This window comes from Candidatus Nitrospira nitrificans, from assembly GCF_001458775.1.
Taxonomy (GTDB): Bacteria; Nitrospirota; Nitrospiria; order Nitrospirales; family Nitrospiraceae; genus Nitrospira_D; species Nitrospira_D nitrificans.
Map to the genome: position 1 here is coordinate 23,655 of NZ_CZPZ01000017.1, position 14,142 is coordinate 37,796.

General features: G+C 55.4%; 15 protein-coding genes. 3 read left to right on the plus strand and 12 right to left on the minus strand.

Annotation, left to right across the window (positions count from 1 at the left end):
• Positions 1 to 415: 415 nt before the first annotated feature.
• The 8 genes from COMA2_RS11675 to COMA2_RS11710 form a co-directional block, all read right to left on the minus strand.
• The gene (locus tag COMA2_RS11675; RefSeq protein ID WP_090898153.1) at positions 416 to 775 is read right to left on the minus strand and encodes a hypothetical protein; all 360 of its coding nucleotides are present in this window, start codon (positions 773 to 775) and stop codon (positions 416 to 418) included.
• A 369-nt stretch (positions 776 to 1,144) separates the two neighbouring features.
• On the minus strand, positions 1,145 to 2,041 hold the full coding sequence (locus COMA2_RS11680) for a hypothetical protein (protein ID WP_090898156.1): 897 nt from the start codon (positions 2,039 to 2,041) through the stop codon (positions 1,145 to 1,147).
• A 10-nt stretch (positions 2,042 to 2,051) separates the two neighbouring features.
• Positions 2,052 to 2,711 (minus strand): hypothetical protein, encoded by a 660-nt coding sequence (locus COMA2_RS11685; RefSeq protein WP_090898159.1) that lies wholly within the window; start codon positions 2,709 to 2,711, stop codon positions 2,052 to 2,054.
• A gap of 28 nt (positions 2,712 to 2,739) precedes the next feature.
• Complete coding sequence (locus COMA2_RS11690; RefSeq protein WP_090898162.1) at positions 2,740 to 4,050, minus strand: hypothetical protein; 1,311 nt, start codon at positions 4,048 to 4,050, stop codon at positions 2,740 to 2,742.
• Positions 4,047 to 4,385: a superantigen-like protein SSL4 gene (locus COMA2_RS11695; RefSeq protein WP_090898165.1), complete on the minus strand. Its 339-nt coding sequence runs from the start codon at positions 4,383 to 4,385 to the stop codon at positions 4,047 to 4,049. Before COMA2_RS11695 ends, COMA2_RS11690 begins: the two co-directional genes overlap by 4 nt.
• 130 nt (positions 4,386 to 4,515) lie before the next feature.
• The gene (locus COMA2_RS11700; protein ID WP_090898168.1) at positions 4,516 to 5,241 is read right to left on the minus strand and encodes an intradiol ring-cleavage dioxygenase; all 726 of its coding nucleotides are present in this window, start codon (positions 5,239 to 5,241) and stop codon (positions 4,516 to 4,518) included.
• Positions 5,242 to 5,279: 38 nt separating this feature from the next.
• Positions 5,280 to 5,993: a Slp family lipoprotein gene (locus COMA2_RS11705; protein WP_175304554.1), complete on the minus strand. Its 714-nt coding sequence runs from the start codon at positions 5,991 to 5,993 to the stop codon at positions 5,280 to 5,282.
• Between the two features lie 18 nt (positions 5,994 to 6,011).
• Complete coding sequence (locus COMA2_RS11710) at positions 6,012 to 6,695, minus strand: outer membrane protein (RefSeq protein ID WP_175304555.1); 684 nt, start codon at positions 6,693 to 6,695, stop codon at positions 6,012 to 6,014.
• Between the two features lie 257 nt (positions 6,696 to 6,952).
• Here COMA2_RS11710 and COMA2_RS11715 point away from each other — a divergent pair, with 257 nt between their 5' ends.
• Together COMA2_RS11715 and COMA2_RS11720 are read left to right on the plus strand one after the other, a co-directional pair.
• Complete coding sequence (locus tag COMA2_RS11715) at positions 6,953 to 7,357, plus strand: YidB family protein (RefSeq protein ID WP_090898176.1); 405 nt, start codon at positions 6,953 to 6,955, stop codon at positions 7,355 to 7,357.
• Positions 7,358 to 7,382: 25 nt separating this feature from the next.
• Positions 7,383 to 7,898 (plus strand): hypothetical protein, encoded by a 516-nt coding sequence (locus COMA2_RS11720; protein ID WP_139077303.1) that lies wholly within the window; start codon positions 7,383 to 7,385, stop codon positions 7,896 to 7,898.
• 18 nt (positions 7,899 to 7,916) lie between these two features.
• Here the strand turns inward: COMA2_RS11720 and COMA2_RS11725 are convergent, their stop codons facing one another.
• The 3 genes from COMA2_RS11725 to bioF all read right to left on the minus strand — a co-directional run bounded on the left by COMA2_RS11725 (position 7,917) and on the right by bioF (position 11,709).
• Positions 7,917 to 9,092: a PilT/PilU family type 4a pilus ATPase gene (locus COMA2_RS11725; protein WP_090898182.1), complete on the minus strand. Its 1,176-nt coding sequence runs from the start codon at positions 9,090 to 9,092 to the stop codon at positions 7,917 to 7,919.
• Between the two features lie 279 nt (positions 9,093 to 9,371).
• Positions 9,372 to 10,430 (minus strand): type IV pilus twitching motility protein PilT, encoded by a 1,059-nt coding sequence (locus COMA2_RS11735; RefSeq protein ID WP_090898188.1) that lies wholly within the window; start codon positions 10,428 to 10,430, stop codon positions 9,372 to 9,374.
• 118 nt (positions 10,431 to 10,548) lie between these two features.
• Positions 10,549 to 11,709: an 8-amino-7-oxononanoate synthase gene (bioF, locus tag COMA2_RS11740; RefSeq protein WP_090898191.1), complete on the minus strand. Its 1,161-nt coding sequence runs from the start codon at positions 11,707 to 11,709 to the stop codon at positions 10,549 to 10,551.
• Positions 11,710 to 11,869: 160 nt separating this feature from the next.
• On the opposite strand from bioF, the gene COMA2_RS11745 reads away from it, so the two are divergent.
• Positions 11,870 to 12,640 (plus strand): tetratricopeptide repeat protein, encoded by a 771-nt coding sequence (locus COMA2_RS11745; RefSeq protein WP_090898194.1) that lies wholly within the window; start codon positions 11,870 to 11,872, stop codon positions 12,638 to 12,640.
• A gap of 38 nt (positions 12,641 to 12,678) precedes the next feature.
• On the opposite strand, the gene COMA2_RS11750 is transcribed toward COMA2_RS11745, so the two are convergent.
• Positions 12,679 to 13,980: a lytic transglycosylase domain-containing protein gene (locus COMA2_RS11750; protein ID WP_175304556.1), complete on the minus strand. Its 1,302-nt coding sequence runs from the start codon at positions 13,978 to 13,980 to the stop codon at positions 12,679 to 12,681.
• Between the last annotated feature and the right edge of the window lie 162 nt (positions 13,981 to 14,142).

The window sequence follows — 14,142 nt, forward strand, 5'->3', positions numbered from 1 at the left end:
TCGTCGGCGGAATATAGAGTGAGAGCACGAGGGCTTCGGGATCATGGCGGGAGACGATCAAGACGGGACGGATCTTGCCGGCCAGCCCGAGATCCGCCACCCACACCTCACCCGGCTTTATCCAGAGTATCCAATACTTCCTGCACGACTGTGCCGGAGGGGTGGAGATCCAGAGCCTGAGCGTCGGCCAATTCGATCACATCGGTCACGATTTGCTCAACTTGAGCGGCTACCTCAGGTCCAGATGGAGAGCTTCTTGTCTAATTTCTCGGCGAGTTGCGTCATGCCATCAAGCTAGCCCAGTTGCCGATGCGGCGCAACCAATCATCGTGATGCGCGGCAAAGTCGCTCCGCTCGCCGACGCCGCACTCAATGGGCTTGACGACGTTCGTCTACGGTCTAAATCGGAACTTCGTTATTCCGGTACAGCGCTCATCTTTGTCCCTTCTTTGACCGGCGGGTCTATGGTGATGTTCGGGCCCTGTACTTTGGGAAGCAGTCCAGCTCCCGGCTTCTCCAAGAGACGTTCGTCATTTTGGTTGAATGGAAGATTTTGTTTCGAACGCGCATCGTCGACCATCGCCGCGTTAGCCAGCGCCTCTTGCTTATTGGCATTGGCCTGGCCTGGATCGTTTGCCAGTGATTGACCCGTCACGGGATCGACCGCCTTGCCCATCGGGTAGCCGGGATGTTTGGGCAACATGGCCGGATTGGCAAACGCGAGAGATATCGTCAACGGCACAACAGTCGCAAACAACACAATCAAGGGTTTCATCGCAACACCTCCTGGCTGGATTGCGGAAACAACAACGCCCTCGCAGGCACAAGGCCTTCCGAGGGCGTCCATACAAATAGAGAGACTCGAGGAAAAGTGATGGGGTTACCCCGGTTTCATAGAGACCTCCGGGATCACCTCATAAGCATCGCTCCCGATGAAGGTAAGAATCAAGTAGGCGCGAATCGACTGGCCAAGCAGGCGGAATCAACACGCAGCGGATCAACACTGGCCACGATTCCGATAAGAATCTGAGCGGCTGGTTATTTCGATGCCGGGCTTCCTGCCGGCGGAAGACGCAGGGCTTTACGTTGAGCCTCGGTCAGGTGTTTGCTCATCTCGGCGTTGGCTTTTGATATCGTGCACGCGCTAGAATCCCAGCGCCTTTTCCAGGTCATCCTGGTCTTTCTTGAACGTCTTTTTTCGCCCCTCTTCCACTTTCTGCTTGGCTGCTTCCGCCTGCTTGGTGATGGCCTCGGCCTTGTCGCCTTGGTCCGCGATCATATAATAGTCGGCCGCCACTTCCGGCTCGCCCTTGGTTTCCGCCTGCTTGCCGAGTCCGGCAGCCTTGGATTTCACGCTCTTGATCTTCTCGTCCAAACTTCCGACAAAGTAATAGGAGATGGCTTTTTTGAGAGCCATACGGGAGTCCTCCTTGGCGAAGAAATCCCCGCGCATTTGTGCGCGCTCGCGCACTCGGTCCTTTCCCCATTCGGCATAGTAGGCCCACTCCTGGGCCTTCTGTAGGAAGGTCTGTGATTCCTTCAGTTGCGTATCGAAGCGTTTGGCTTCTTCGGCCAATTGCTTCTCCACATTGCGCTTGGCGATATCGCGCATCTTCTGTTCATTTCCCTTGTCGTTTTTCAAGCGAAAATACTCGATGGCGCGGCCGATGAACCTCACGTCGTCCGGGCGGTCTCCCGATGCCTTGGTGATGACCCGGGTGGCGTCGGCATCGGCGTTGACCCGCTGGTACCAGTCGATGGCCTCATCGATCCGCCCCTTGCGCTCCTCGTCTGCACCGATGGCCTTGGCGACTTGCTTTTTGACCGTATCAACATCCGCACAGTCGCTGTCCGCCTGGCCGGCTGCGTCCCAGGCTTCGCGGAGTTTGCCACCGGCTTGAAGGGCTTGGGCTTTCGCGAGCGCGGCTTTTGCCGCGGCTTTCCTATCCGGTTCCGAGCACAGTTCATCCGCCCAAGCCTGAGCAGTTCCAAGTGTGACGGCGATCGCAACTGTCAGTATGAGCACCCGTGTCTTCCGCATCAGCGCCTCCTTACTTCCCGAACATGCCCTTCATCATATTGCCCATGTCGCCCATGCCCTCCATCGCACCCATGGCTCCCATGTCCATCTTTTCATAGCCTTTGGGAACCTCGAACAGGTCGGCAGACTGTTTGCCGATTTTGAGATTGGCCATTTCCAGCTTAAAGCGGCTTTTCTTATCTTTCTCGACTGAGATCGCGTCCATCTTGGCGAGGATCCCTTCCTTCGTCGTCCACATGAAACCACCCATCTTCGAGCCGTCCTTGCCGGTCATGATCATCTTGGCTTTATTCATCACGACACCGTTCAGGGTCTCCTGGCCCATCGGCGTCTGATCGATCTTGTAGGCCGAGAGATCGGTTTTATCCTCTTTTTTCAGGGCACTCTGGCCGATCGGCATGGCGATGAACATCTTCTCTTCCGGCATCAGATTCCACATGACTTTCTTATCGTGGCGCGTGATCGCGATCATCTGCTGCCCGCCCGCGCTCATTTCGCGCCGTTCCATCGTCGGCGTCGAATAGACTTTGGACTTCGTCACGCCGTCCTCCGTTTCGATAATCTCCTCCGCCGAATATTCGGCGGTAATACCGGGACCGGCGAATGCGGGAACGGCCAGGATCAGACCGGCCGCGCCGGCTACGAACCACGAAAAGAGTTGAATGCGCATGGGTGCCATCTCCTTGTTGAAAGATGAATCAGTTGCAATTATTACTGTTAGATGAATAGGGAGTAATCGTATACTCCTCCGTTCCTTCGGCTGTCATGTCTCCCATGGGTGTTTTGACTGTCCCTGGCCCTTTCGCAGTGAGATGCACAGGAACGTCGCCGCTATACGTCACGGTGTAGGATCCTTTGCCCCAGGCGGCAAACCCTTTTAACTTGCCGGAGTAGCTGTATGTTCCGCCCGTTGCGGAAGTCGGCGTGAACGTCACAGTAATGATGCCGTTATCATCAAGAGTATCGACATTAAACGGTTTTGCGAAGTCACAGGCTACGCCCGTGGCATGAAATGCATCCGCGCCCCCTTCGATCAAATAGACCTGGGTACCTGTCGTGATTGTGAGAGGCTCCATGGCTTTCCCGCGTCGAGACGTGGCGGTGAGGGTGACCTTCATGGTGGCGTCCTTTTCCTCTACTGCACTATGGGTGACTTCGCCCGGCGCCTTCGGAATGACAGCAGGTGAGATCGACGCGCCACCGGACAATTCGACGGTCACCTTCGCCGGCACTTTCGATCCATCCCCTTTATGGACGACATCGACGGGGATGGTTGAGGTCGTTTTGGGGGCAACGTTGCCGGGAGAGGTAGCGATGATCTTAATGCAGTTGCCATTTCCCCAGTGCATCCGGGCGGCATTGAAGGCGCCTTGTCCGAGCAGTTTACTTCGTGCGGAGTCCGGTCCGTCGGCGGGTGTCAGCTGGTAGTCCTCTTTCGCCGCTTCGGCGTCTTCGCCGACAATCGCCTTCACGACGGCCCCATAGTGCTTGTCGTACGTCATCGTTTTCTTCTTCCCGGCATGGCCATGTGAGCTATAGGTGACCGTGATGGACACGGATCCGTCAGGAGCCGGACAGAAACTGCCGCTGATGGTGAACTTTGAAAACGCGTCGACTCCCAGAATAGGGTGGGCAATTTGCGTGGTCAATTCAGCAATCGACGGCTGGCCTGGTTCCTTGGTTTGCTTTAATTCGGCAACCACCCGTCCGTTGCTTTTAATGGGAACCGTCCTGCTTCCGCCGCGTGAGGATGTATCTGCATCGGTGTTGGCGCCTCCGAGGAACATGCCGAGATTCTGGCCGATCACGCCAAACTGAAGATCTCCCAACACCGATAGGCTTGGCTGATCTGCTGCTTCGGTGGAGGCCACGAAGCTAAACGAGTCCGCGCGGGATCCTCGCGCCTGTCCGAACAGGACAGCGCGTGGGCTGACGGCTGGTATGAGCGAACTGGTTTTCTTGTCGGCCTTGGCTGGAGTCGTGAGCTTTGAACGGAAGTCCTCAATCACGCCTTTGATGGCTCCTGCTCGGCATTCAAAATGGTCTCGCGTTCCTGAGCCAGTTCCGGGATCTCCTTACTGAATGCCTCGATCATGTTGGTGCTGAGCGCTGGGATGGGCGCATTCGGATCGATTTGGGGCGCGTTGGATGATTGAGTTTCCGTCGCTGCTGGAGATGGCGGCAATTGGCTTGAAGTTAGAGCAGGGTTCGACGCGGGCGCTTCTGTTTTCTTCGCGGCGTTGTCGCCGCTGCCAGAATTGTTGCAGGCGGCAAAGGACGTAAGAATCACAAGTGCCTGAAGGAGCAGGATTGGAAACAATGATCGCGGTGTCCGAATCGTCATCAAATGATTAATCCGGCTTGCGATCAAAGTCAGGCGGCCCTTTGTTGATGAAGTAGAGCCGAAGATATCGTCCTTCGATTCAAACCGCAACTAAGAAATGAGAACTAGCTAAGATAACCATAGTGGCGGGCTAGAATTGCAAGCCGATCGGAAAAGTCGCCGCATAGCCATCGTGTGTTTCAGACAGCTGCAGCAGCAATTGATCGCCGCCGTCGCGAAAGATGAAATCACGGGGATTTCGCACTCGACGCCGTCCTTTCGACGAGTAGGGGAGAGCGGTATGCACACGGTCGGTCAGTTCATCGGGAAAGTACAATTGGGAGGTAAACTCAAAATGCCTCCCGGCGATCGCTGCCGTGCGAACCTTGAAGTGGATGTGTACCGTTCTGATCGGATACCAGCCAGGGTAGATGGTGAGGAACTGGGCTTCACCCCTCGTATTAGTGACCTGGTACCCACGCAAAAACTGTTGGCCCAGTGTGTTGAAACTCGGATCGTCCACATCCGAATAGACCCCCTCGGCATCGCACTGCCAGAGATCGACTTGAGCACCCGGCAAGGGGAAACAACCGTTCGAATTGAGCCTCATGACTTGCAGCGTCAAAGTCAGTGGTGTCCCGGCCTTTATTCGACCATTTGCAGGATCAGAGCGAATGTCTGAACGGTGCAAACGTTCATCGACAAAATAGGGGCCCTCGGTCTGCTTAGGTCGAACAACACAAGGCGAGCTAGACACACCGGTCGCAGCTTGACTCCGGTGACATCCCATCAGCCAGACAGCACCGGTTGCCCCCAAGAGCACCATTGCATGACGGCGAGAGAGAAAGAGACCGATTTGCTCATCGTTCTTTTTCATTCAGGTGGCCTTTCCTCACCCTGTCACAGCACGGATTTTTACCTTCGCCTCAAATCCGGTGGAATGCTTCTCGGAGGAGGCGGTGGAGATGAGGGGCCAGGCGAAAAACCTCGAAAGGGCCCATAGAATCCGCGTCCTCCATAATAGCCACCAAACGGTCCCCCCCAATAACCACCGTACGCACCACCATACGGATAGAATCCACTCGGACCATAGGGTGGGTAATAAGCACCGTAATATGGACTTCGATCTCTTCGTCTCTGCGCCGCGATACTCTTCCAGTCGATAATATGCTTAACCTCCAGGATGGGGTAGGTATAGTCGCTCTCATCAAGTGCTCTCGTGGTCTCGCCTTTCACGGTCCCGATTACGGTAATCGGTGTGCCTTGCGGGAGGCTGGCAGGATCGAGAAATTGTTCTCGAACCGCCAGGAATCGTCCTTCAGATCGAAGACGTTCCTCTGTCAAGGTGCCTTCGTTTTCGGTCGGCAGCTGCAAGATTTCCAATTCGGTTCCTGCTTCCGTCCGTTTAGCCTTAATCACGTTCCCACCGATCATGACCGTTCGGCCGACATATTCGCTGGGAGCTCTCTTCAAATCCGTAAAGCTTATGCTGGTATCGATCTCCTGTTCCAGCCCAAGAGGAACGCCAAGCAGCTCGGTATCACGTTGGACTTGATGGATAGATTCTGCACAGGCCGATAACATGACGCTTCCACAGATCAGGGGAGCGAGCATTGTCATGCGCAACATGGACATTTTCCCCTTCTCTTAGAAGTGATAGGACAGCCCGCCAAGGATGTGCTGTGCTCTATAATTCCCGCTGAATCCGCCCAAGTCACCGAAAGCTTGATCGAATTTGAAGGTCGCGCCCGTGTACTTATACTCTCCAAATACGGCTATTTTTGGCGTCACGAATGCGCGCAGACCGGCGAGGACATTCCACGCGGCAGCCACATCCGTATCGCTTCGCACCGTAGCTGTATCCCCAATATGGCCGATCCCTGCTCCTATACCGGCGCCGACGTAGGGTTGAAAGGTACGTCCTGGATATCGCGCAATAAAGTTGACTCCAACAGTGGTCACGCGAAAATGAACGCCGGAGGCGGGATCAAAGTTCGGGGTGCTTGGATCATCATCAAAGCTTTTCCTATGGGGAGTTGTGTGAAACACCTCGCCCTCAATTCCGTACCAACTGTGTCCCGGGAAATATCCCACCTTCCCACCATAGGTAATCGAATTTTGAAGGTCAAAGTCTTCGAATGAACCAGGAGCCCCTGCTAGTGGTCCCGTTCCGGCAATGCTGTTAATTCGGTCTGCAAAATTCACCCCCGCCTGTCCTGCCACGTACATTTCTGCTGAAGCGGGACTGAGTGGACCAAGGGCGAGGAAGCAGCATCCTGCGGTCAGAAGGCTTGCACGGAAGGGCACGTTCTTTTTTATCGTTATGCTCATGAGCAGCATCATAACAAAAAAAAGGGTGTTGCATAGCCCTCTCTAAACCGTAGGGCTGCGACTGGTCAACCATCTTCGGATCGGAGCTTCACGTATCCGCTGTATTCCAAAGTGATGGTCCTGCGTGACCGGAGAAATCCGTAAGTGTCCATTGGATTGTGGTTCATTTCTGTGGTACATCCTCCGCTGCGGATGATGATCGGCAGGATCGTTCTGCTGATTTCCTCGTGGTATTCACTCTAAGAAGGAGCCAGCCTATGGGACTCATGGATCAATTGGGGCAAACGGTTGGTGGCATGTTGGGCGGACAGGCAGGACAGAATCCTCTTCTGCAGGCGGTAGCGGGACTGCTTGGAAAGGACAGCAACCTCGGTGGGCTCACCGGCCTGGTCCAGGCGTTTCAGAAAAACGGGCTCGGCGAGATCGTGAATTCCTGGGTGAGCACGGGACAGAATCTGCCGGTGACACCGAACCAGGTTGAGCAAGGCCTAGGAAGCGATCTTCTGAACCAATTGGCAAGTAAAGTGGGACTTTCCTCCAGCGCCACGAGTTCACAGCTGGCCGGCCTGCTTCCTGATCTGGTCGATAAACTGACGCCGAACGGAAAGATCGAAGCTGGAGGGCTTGATCAGCTCATGAAACTGGTCCAAGGGATGAGATAGGCGGCGGACGATTAGGTTGTAGGTGTTGGCTCCATCATCCGGCCATAATCCCGGCACGCGCGTCAGGGACCGGCTCGTAGTCTGGACTGCGATCGGCCTGGTGTTGCTGTCGGTTGTGTGGGCGCTTCGTGATCCCCGAGTCTTCGGCCCTCCACCGACTTCATCCACAACTCTCGCACTCACGCCGGAAGCGTTGTCGCTTGTGACGGGCGATGAACCTCTCGTCGAGATATTGACCAAACCCGGCTGCCCGGTGTGCCACATCATTCCCGGGATTCCCGGCGCGACCGGCCAAGTCGGGCCTCCGTTGGTCCTGGGCAGCACCGGTCTTCAACGGCTCAATGATCCAGAATATCGGGGGCAGGCCACGACGGTGCATGAGTACATCGTCGAATCGGTGTTGGAGCCGCAACAGTTTGTCGTGCGGGGGTATCCAGAACACACGATGCCGACGTGGTATGGATCCAAACTGAGTGCGCTGGCTCTTGAGAAGATGGCGTCGTATCTTGAGCGCCAAACCGAAGGGAGTGTATCTCGTTGAAAGGATGCGCAGGGAAGATTATCGTTTGCGAATCGGCGTGACGTTTCCTGACGCGCCGCCCTGAATCTTAAAGGCATCGGTCCCGTGTCCCCCCATCTGCTTATCAAGCAGGGCGTTTACGGCCTCATCACCTTTCAACCCTTCAAGCTTGATCTTGAGGCGTAAATTGTTCGCGCTATCGGCGTTGATGAGGGCTTGTTCCAACGAGATCTTGTTCGCCTTGTAGAGCTGAAACAGCACATGATCGAAGGTCTGACACCCTTCGTCGAGGCCCTGTTCCATGGCTTCCTTGAGTGTGTCGACCTCGGCCTTCTTGATCAAATCCTTGATGCGCGGCGTGTCCAGCATGATTTCCAAGGCCGGAACGCGTTTGCCGTCGACCGACGGAATCAATCGTTGGGAAATAATCGCGCGCAGATTCAGCGACAACTGTAAATAAATCTGAGCGTGACGCTCGACCGGGAAAAAGTTCATGATGCGTTCGATCGCCTGGTTGGCGTTATTGGAATGCAGCGTTCCGATGCACAGGTGACCGGTCTCGGCAAAGGTAATCGCCGCTTCCATGGTTTCCGTATCGCGCACTTCGCCGATCAGAATCACATCCGGAGCTTGACGGAGCGTATTCTTCAGCGCGTTTTGGAAGGTCAAGGTATCGAACCCGACTTCGCGCTGCGTGATGATGGATTTCTTGTGCTGATGAACGAACTCGATCGGGTCTTCCACCGTAATGATATGACCCTGGTGGACGGTGTTGCGGTGGTCGATCATGGCGGCCAGCGATGTCGACTTTCCGGATCCGGTGGCGCCCACCACCAGTACCAAGCCGCGTTTGGTCATCGCGATATCTTTGATGATCGGGGGGAGTTCCAACTGCTCGACGGTCTGAATCTCGGCTTTAATGTGACGGAAGACCAATCCGACATTACCTCTCTGCCTAAAGACGTTGACGCGGAATCGACCAAGCTCCTTGTAATAGAGCGCCAGGTTCATCTCCATCTTTTCTTCGAATTCGCCGCGCTGCTGACCGCGCATCAAGGCTAACGCCAGTGCTTCGAGCTGCTCGTTGGTGAACGGTGGCGCGTCGGTCGGCTGAGTGGCGCCATGGATGCGATAGATCGGCGAGGCGTCGACGGTCAAATACAAATCCGACGCTTCACGGTCCACCATCACTTTTAGGAGACTGCGAACATCCATCAGCGATACTCCATGGTATATGCGTTCTGGTGCAGCAATGTCCTAAGGATGTTCAAAAAGGCCTGCATTTCACCCTTCCACCCCAGCGCGCTCGCCTCGCGGCTGCGTCGACGCTCGGCGCGGCGAAGCCGAGGGCCAAGAAGCGCAGTTCCACAAGGGCCACAGCTTCTGCTCGCTTCACGAGATACGCTTCCCCCACTACTAAGCGATGCGACCTGCCTCGCGAAGCCGCTTCGGCAAGGCGGGGAATGACGCTGGCGGACTTTTTCAACATCTTTGCTAGGCTGCTCCAGTCATCGATGAATTAAAGAGATTGGGGTTCATACTGCGGGACTGCGCTTCGGCCTTATGGACGATTCCGCGCGTCGCGAGGTCGACCAGCGCCATGTCCATCGTTTGCATCCCGTCCTTTTGGCTGGCCTGCATGATCCCGGGGATTTGGTGCAGTTTGGCTTCCCGAATGAGATTGCGCACGGCTGTCGTCGCAACCATGATTTCGAGCGCGGCGACGCGTCCGCCGGTTTTCTTCTTCAGCAGCGTTTGGGTAAGCACGGCTTCCAATGCCTCCGAAAGCTGTGTTCTGATTTGCGCCTGCTGTGCCGGCGGGAAGGCATCGATGATGCGGTCGATCGTTTTGGGCGCACTGGAAGTGTGGAGGGTGCCGAAGACCAAGTGTCCGGTTTCCGCGGCGGTCAAGGCTAACTGAATCGTCTCCAAGTCCCGCATTTCGCCCACCAGGACGATGTCCGGATCTTCGCGAAGCGCCGACTTCAGGGCGTTGGCGAAGGAGAGGGTATGCACGCCGAGTTCTCGTTGATTGACCAGACATTTCTTGGATTTGTGGACAAACTCGATGGGATCCTCAATGGTGATGATGTGCCCCTCAAACGTGTTGTTCAGATAGTCCACCATCGCGGCAAGCGTGGTGGATTTTCCGGAGCCTGTCGGACCGGTCACCAAGATCAATCCCTTTTCCTTATCGCACAGTTGCCGAAGAATCGGCGGCATGCCGAGTTTTTCCAAGGGAAGAATGGTGGTCGGAATATTCCGAAACACGGCGCCCAGCCCCCGTTGCTGCACGAACACGTTGACGCGAAAACGGGCAATGTCTCCGAGCTCGAAGGAAAAATCGCATTCTCGTTTTTCCTCAAACGTCTTTCGTTGAGAGTCGCTCATCATATCGTAGATGAGGGCGTGAGTTTCATCGGGAGTCAGGGGAGGATGATCGAGTTTTTTCAGATCGCCGTGAATGCGAATCATCGGAGGTTCGCAGGCACTGATGTGACAGTCGGAGGCGCCTTCTTTGACTGAAAATGTCAGCAGCTTGGAGATATCCATTATCCGTGATCCTCAGCGTTAGGGGTTGCTCGCGAGGTGAAAATCTTCAGTGATCATGCCATAGGAAAACACGAAAGCAAGAAAATAGCCGGAAGGTGCCAGCCGTTGAGGAGGTCGGCTAGAGGATGCCGGTCTCACGACCAGCGAGGTCAAGGACGTGAAGTACTTCGTCGATCTGCTCAGTCGTGTGTTCCGACGTTACTGTGAAGCGGATGCGGCTGGTTCCGTCCGGAACGGTCGGCGGCCGGATCGCAGACGCGTAGATCCCGTGAGTGAGCAGTCGGTCGGCGAACGCTGATGCAATGGCGGCGTCGCCCAGCAAGATGGGCAAAATCGGACTGACGGTCTGAGTCATCTGAAAACCGAGTGCCTGCATTCCAGTGAATAGTCGTTGCCGATTCGACCAGAGCCTCATACGCCGTTCGGGTTCACGCTGAATGACTACGACCGCGGCCGAAGCCGCCGCCGCGATGGCCGGTGGAAGGGCGGTGGTAAAAATAAAGGGACGGGTTACGTTGATCAAATACTGAATGAAGTCGTTGGACCCCACGACGTAGGCTCCATGGCTCCCAAGTGCCTTACTGAGCGTTCCCATATGAAAGGGAATCCGCTGTTCCAACCCGAATTGCTCGATCGTTCCTCGACCGGTCGGCCCCATGACGCCGGTCCCATGAGCGTCGTCGACATACAGCGTCGCCTCATACCGCTCGGCCAGCGAGGCCAGATCCGACAATGGAGCGAGATCGCCATCCATGCTGAAAAGACCTTCTGTGATGATGAGCGTGGGACGAGTCGTTCTCCGTCGTCGAAGCAGCGACTCCAAATGTGCACAGTCGCGATGGCGGAATATCCGAAGATCGGCACGGCTCAATCGACATCCGTCGATGAGACTGGCATGACACAATCGATCCGCCAGAATCAGGCCTCCTTGCCCGATGAGGTTGGGAATGATGCCGATATTGGCGAGATAACCGGCTCCAAACAGCAGGGCGGCTTCTGTCCCTTTAAACGTCGCGAGGGCGGCTTCCAGGTGCGTATGGGGAGGAAGGGTTCCACTCACCAATCGAGAAGCTCCGGATCCCGCCCCATACTGTTCGGTCGCATGGATCGCGGCACGTATGACATCCGGATGGTTGGCCAGTCCCAGGTAATCGTTGGAGGACAGCAAGAGCACGTCGCGCCCTGCATAGTGGATGGTCGGCCCTGTCCCTGACGCCAATGGAGACAGTCGGCGCATAAGCGATCGGTCCGCGAGTCGCGTGAGTCTGCGTCGAAACATGCGTGGTCTAAATCTCTTTCAGATCTTCGGCAATATCGCGGCCCTGTGTCATGAGTCCGTTCCAATTGCATTGACAATGAGAATTCATCCTTAGTATAAAGCAAAGGTTCTGGCGCAGAAAGTCGCACCTCAACTATAACCATTGACGTGATGATTGCTCATGACATACCGAATTAAAGTTCCGCCTCGGACGTTGCCGGTGGATGAAGCTCACCTCGTGAGCGGACTTGAGCACTGGATGCTTGGACTCGGGGTCTACCGCTGGTCGATTGTGGTTGGGTTTGTGCTTCTCCTGTTGATGGGGGGAGGAGTCTGGGGCGTCTTGTGGTATGACGAACAAAATGCTCGTAAGGCGCAGGATCTTGAGCGAGAAGCGACCGTCCATCTCTTTATGCGTGCGTCCAATGATCCGCAAAAAGCGGCAACCAATCTAAAAGAAGCGATTGCCCTGTATCAGCGAGTGGTCAACGAGTATCCTCGCACTCCGACGGCCCCGCTCGCGCAATTCAGTCTTGGTAATGCCTATCTTCAGTCGAACGATCTCGCGTCAGCCATCGAAGCCTATAATCGGTTTATCTCGACGTATGGGACACATGTGTCGCTTCTCGGTCTCGTGCATCAAAAACTAGGCTACGCCTACCAGCTCAAGGGAGATCTTGATCAAGCGGTCAAGGCCTACTCGGCGATCCTCGAGATTCCTGGCGCAATGAACCGGGATCACGCGCTCTTTGAAGTTGCCAGGTTGGAGGAGAATCGCTTGAAGCCCGATGAAGCCTTGAAGCGTTATCAGGAGTTGATGAAGACCTATCCAAACTCTCCTCTGACGAGCGAAGCTGCCATGCGTGTCAAGGTGATCGAGGCGAAGAACAATCCCGATCCGTCACCGGCCGCCCCGACTCTTTCAGCGCCCCCCAAGGTCTCCAAACCGTAGTCAACTGATCCGTCGACGACCAGCAGATGCAGCAATTGCTATCGCCTGATGTTCAGCAGTTCGCCGATTTTAAGAGCCGGGCTGGAAAGGTTATTGCGGGCCTTGAGGGTCTTGATGGGAATCCCGAATCGTCGAGAGATCTTTTCAAGCGTGTCGCCCCCTCGAACTCGGTACCAGTGAGCAGAACCGGCCTTGGCCTGTCGAACCTGTCGATCCTGAATCACCGGCAGGGGAGGGAATTTGTGTGTGGGAACTCGTTCGATCAATTCCAATACCTTCGCGCTCATGCCGACAGGAATTTTCAGATGATAGGCCGCATCGCCAGGAGGGGTCGCATCTCGCCGAAGTTCTGGGTTCAATAACCGAAGCTCGTTGTACGGGATGCCGGTCACATTCGAAATGGCCCGAAAATGCAACGGGCGGGTGACGACGACCTCCTCGAATTCATGCAGAGGCGCGAGGTCTTGCTTGAACCCGTATTGGTCGAGGTTCTTCGCAATGATCGTCGCAGCCATGATTCGGGGAACGTATTGCTGAGTCTCTCGCTTAATGAGCTTCGTTCGTGAGATCTCCGAGAAGGATTCGGCCTGCGCCTTGTGAAGGGCCCGCAGCACCTTCCCTTCACCCGCATTGTACGCGGCCATGGCTAGAGGCCATGCGCCGAATAAATCATACAAGTCTCGTAGATACCGCGCCGCGGCCACGGTGGATTTAATCGGATCACGCCGTTCGTCGACATAATAATCGATCCGCAATCCATAGAGAAGCCCTGTCCCTTTCATAAACTGCCATGGGCCCGTGGCTTTTGCTCGTGAATAGGCGTACGGATTGAAGCCGCTTTCCACGAGGGAGAGATTCACAAGATCGCTCGGAAGATTAAACTCCGCAAAAATATTTTCGACCAGCGGGCGATAGCGGCTGAAGCGCAAGAGCCATTGTTCAAACCGACTTCGGATGGAGGTATTGAAAAAATGAATGTGGCTTTGCACGGTCTGATCAATGACGATGGGAATGTTGTACGCAGTGGCCTGATTGTCCGTAGTCGCACTGTTCTGAGGCCCTTGAGAGAATGATTCGCCAAGTGGTTCAGGCTTGTCCTCGGTAGAAGATAAATCAGGCGGGGAGAGTGTCAGCTCTGGTTCCAACGGGACGAGGTTCGGATCGACATCGTCCTCTTCCTGCAGGGATCCCATATCTGGAGCAGAAATAATACTCGAAGGTGCCCCAGACGGAATACCGTCGGCCCAACTCACGCAGGGCACCAACGCATTTGCGCCGATGATCCACAATGCAACGACTGTCGCTTTGGTGATCGCGAGGGAGGACAGTTTCGATATCATGAGCAGCATCTGTGAAGTGAGCCTATCGATCCATCGCAGACTTGTCAAGAAATGGAGCAAGCCAGGCGCCGCTTCCCGTAGTGTCATGCCGGACCGAGACATCACAATGATGCGGGAGAGTCTGAAAATGTTCCATGGCGTCCCCGCAAGAGGAAAAGTCCT

Coding starts and splice junctions, on each gene's coding strand:
- COMA2_RS11685 (WP_090898159.1), bottom strand. CDS start 2,711: ATGCGCATTCAACTCTTTTCGTGGTTCGTAGCCGGCGCGGCCGGTCTG.
- COMA2_RS11710 (WP_175304555.1), bottom strand. CDS start 6,695: ATGAGCATAACGATAAAAAAGAACGTGCCCTTCCGTGCAAGCCTTCTG.
- COMA2_RS11700 (WP_090898168.1), bottom strand. CDS start 5,241: ATGAAAAAGAACGATGAGCAAATCGGTCTCTTTCTCTCTCGCCGTCAT.
- COMA2_RS11705 (WP_175304554.1), bottom strand. CDS start 5,993: ATGTTGCGCATGACAATGCTCGCTCCCCTGATCTGTGGAAGCGTCATG.
- COMA2_RS11735 (WP_090898188.1), bottom strand. CDS start 10,430: ATGGATATCTCCAAGCTGCTGACATTTTCAGTCAAAGAAGGCGCCTCC.
- COMA2_RS11680 (WP_090898156.1), bottom strand. CDS start 2,041: ATGCGGAAGACACGGGTGCTCATACTGACAGTTGCGATCGCCGTCACA.
- COMA2_RS11745 (WP_090898194.1), top strand. CDS start 11,870: ATGACATACCGAATTAAAGTTCCGCCTCGGACGTTGCCGGTGGATGAA.
- COMA2_RS11675 (WP_090898153.1), bottom strand. CDS start 775: ATGAAACCCTTGATTGTGTTGTTTGCGACTGTTGTGCCGTTGACGATA.
- COMA2_RS11715 (WP_090898176.1), top strand. CDS start 6,953: ATGGGACTCATGGATCAATTGGGGCAAACGGTTGGTGGCATGTTGGGC.
- bioF (WP_090898191.1), bottom strand. CDS start 11,709: ATGTTTCGACGCAGACTCACGCGACTCGCGGACCGATCGCTTATGCGC.
- COMA2_RS11750 (WP_175304556.1), bottom strand. CDS start 13,980: ATGATATCGAAACTGTCCTCCCTCGCGATCACCAAAGCGACAGTCGTT.
- COMA2_RS11695 (WP_090898165.1), bottom strand. CDS start 4,385: ATGACGATTCGGACACCGCGATCATTGTTTCCAATCCTGCTCCTTCAG.
- COMA2_RS11725 (WP_090898182.1), bottom strand. CDS start 9,092: ATGGATGTTCGCAGTCTCCTAAAAGTGATGGTGGACCGTGAAGCGTCG.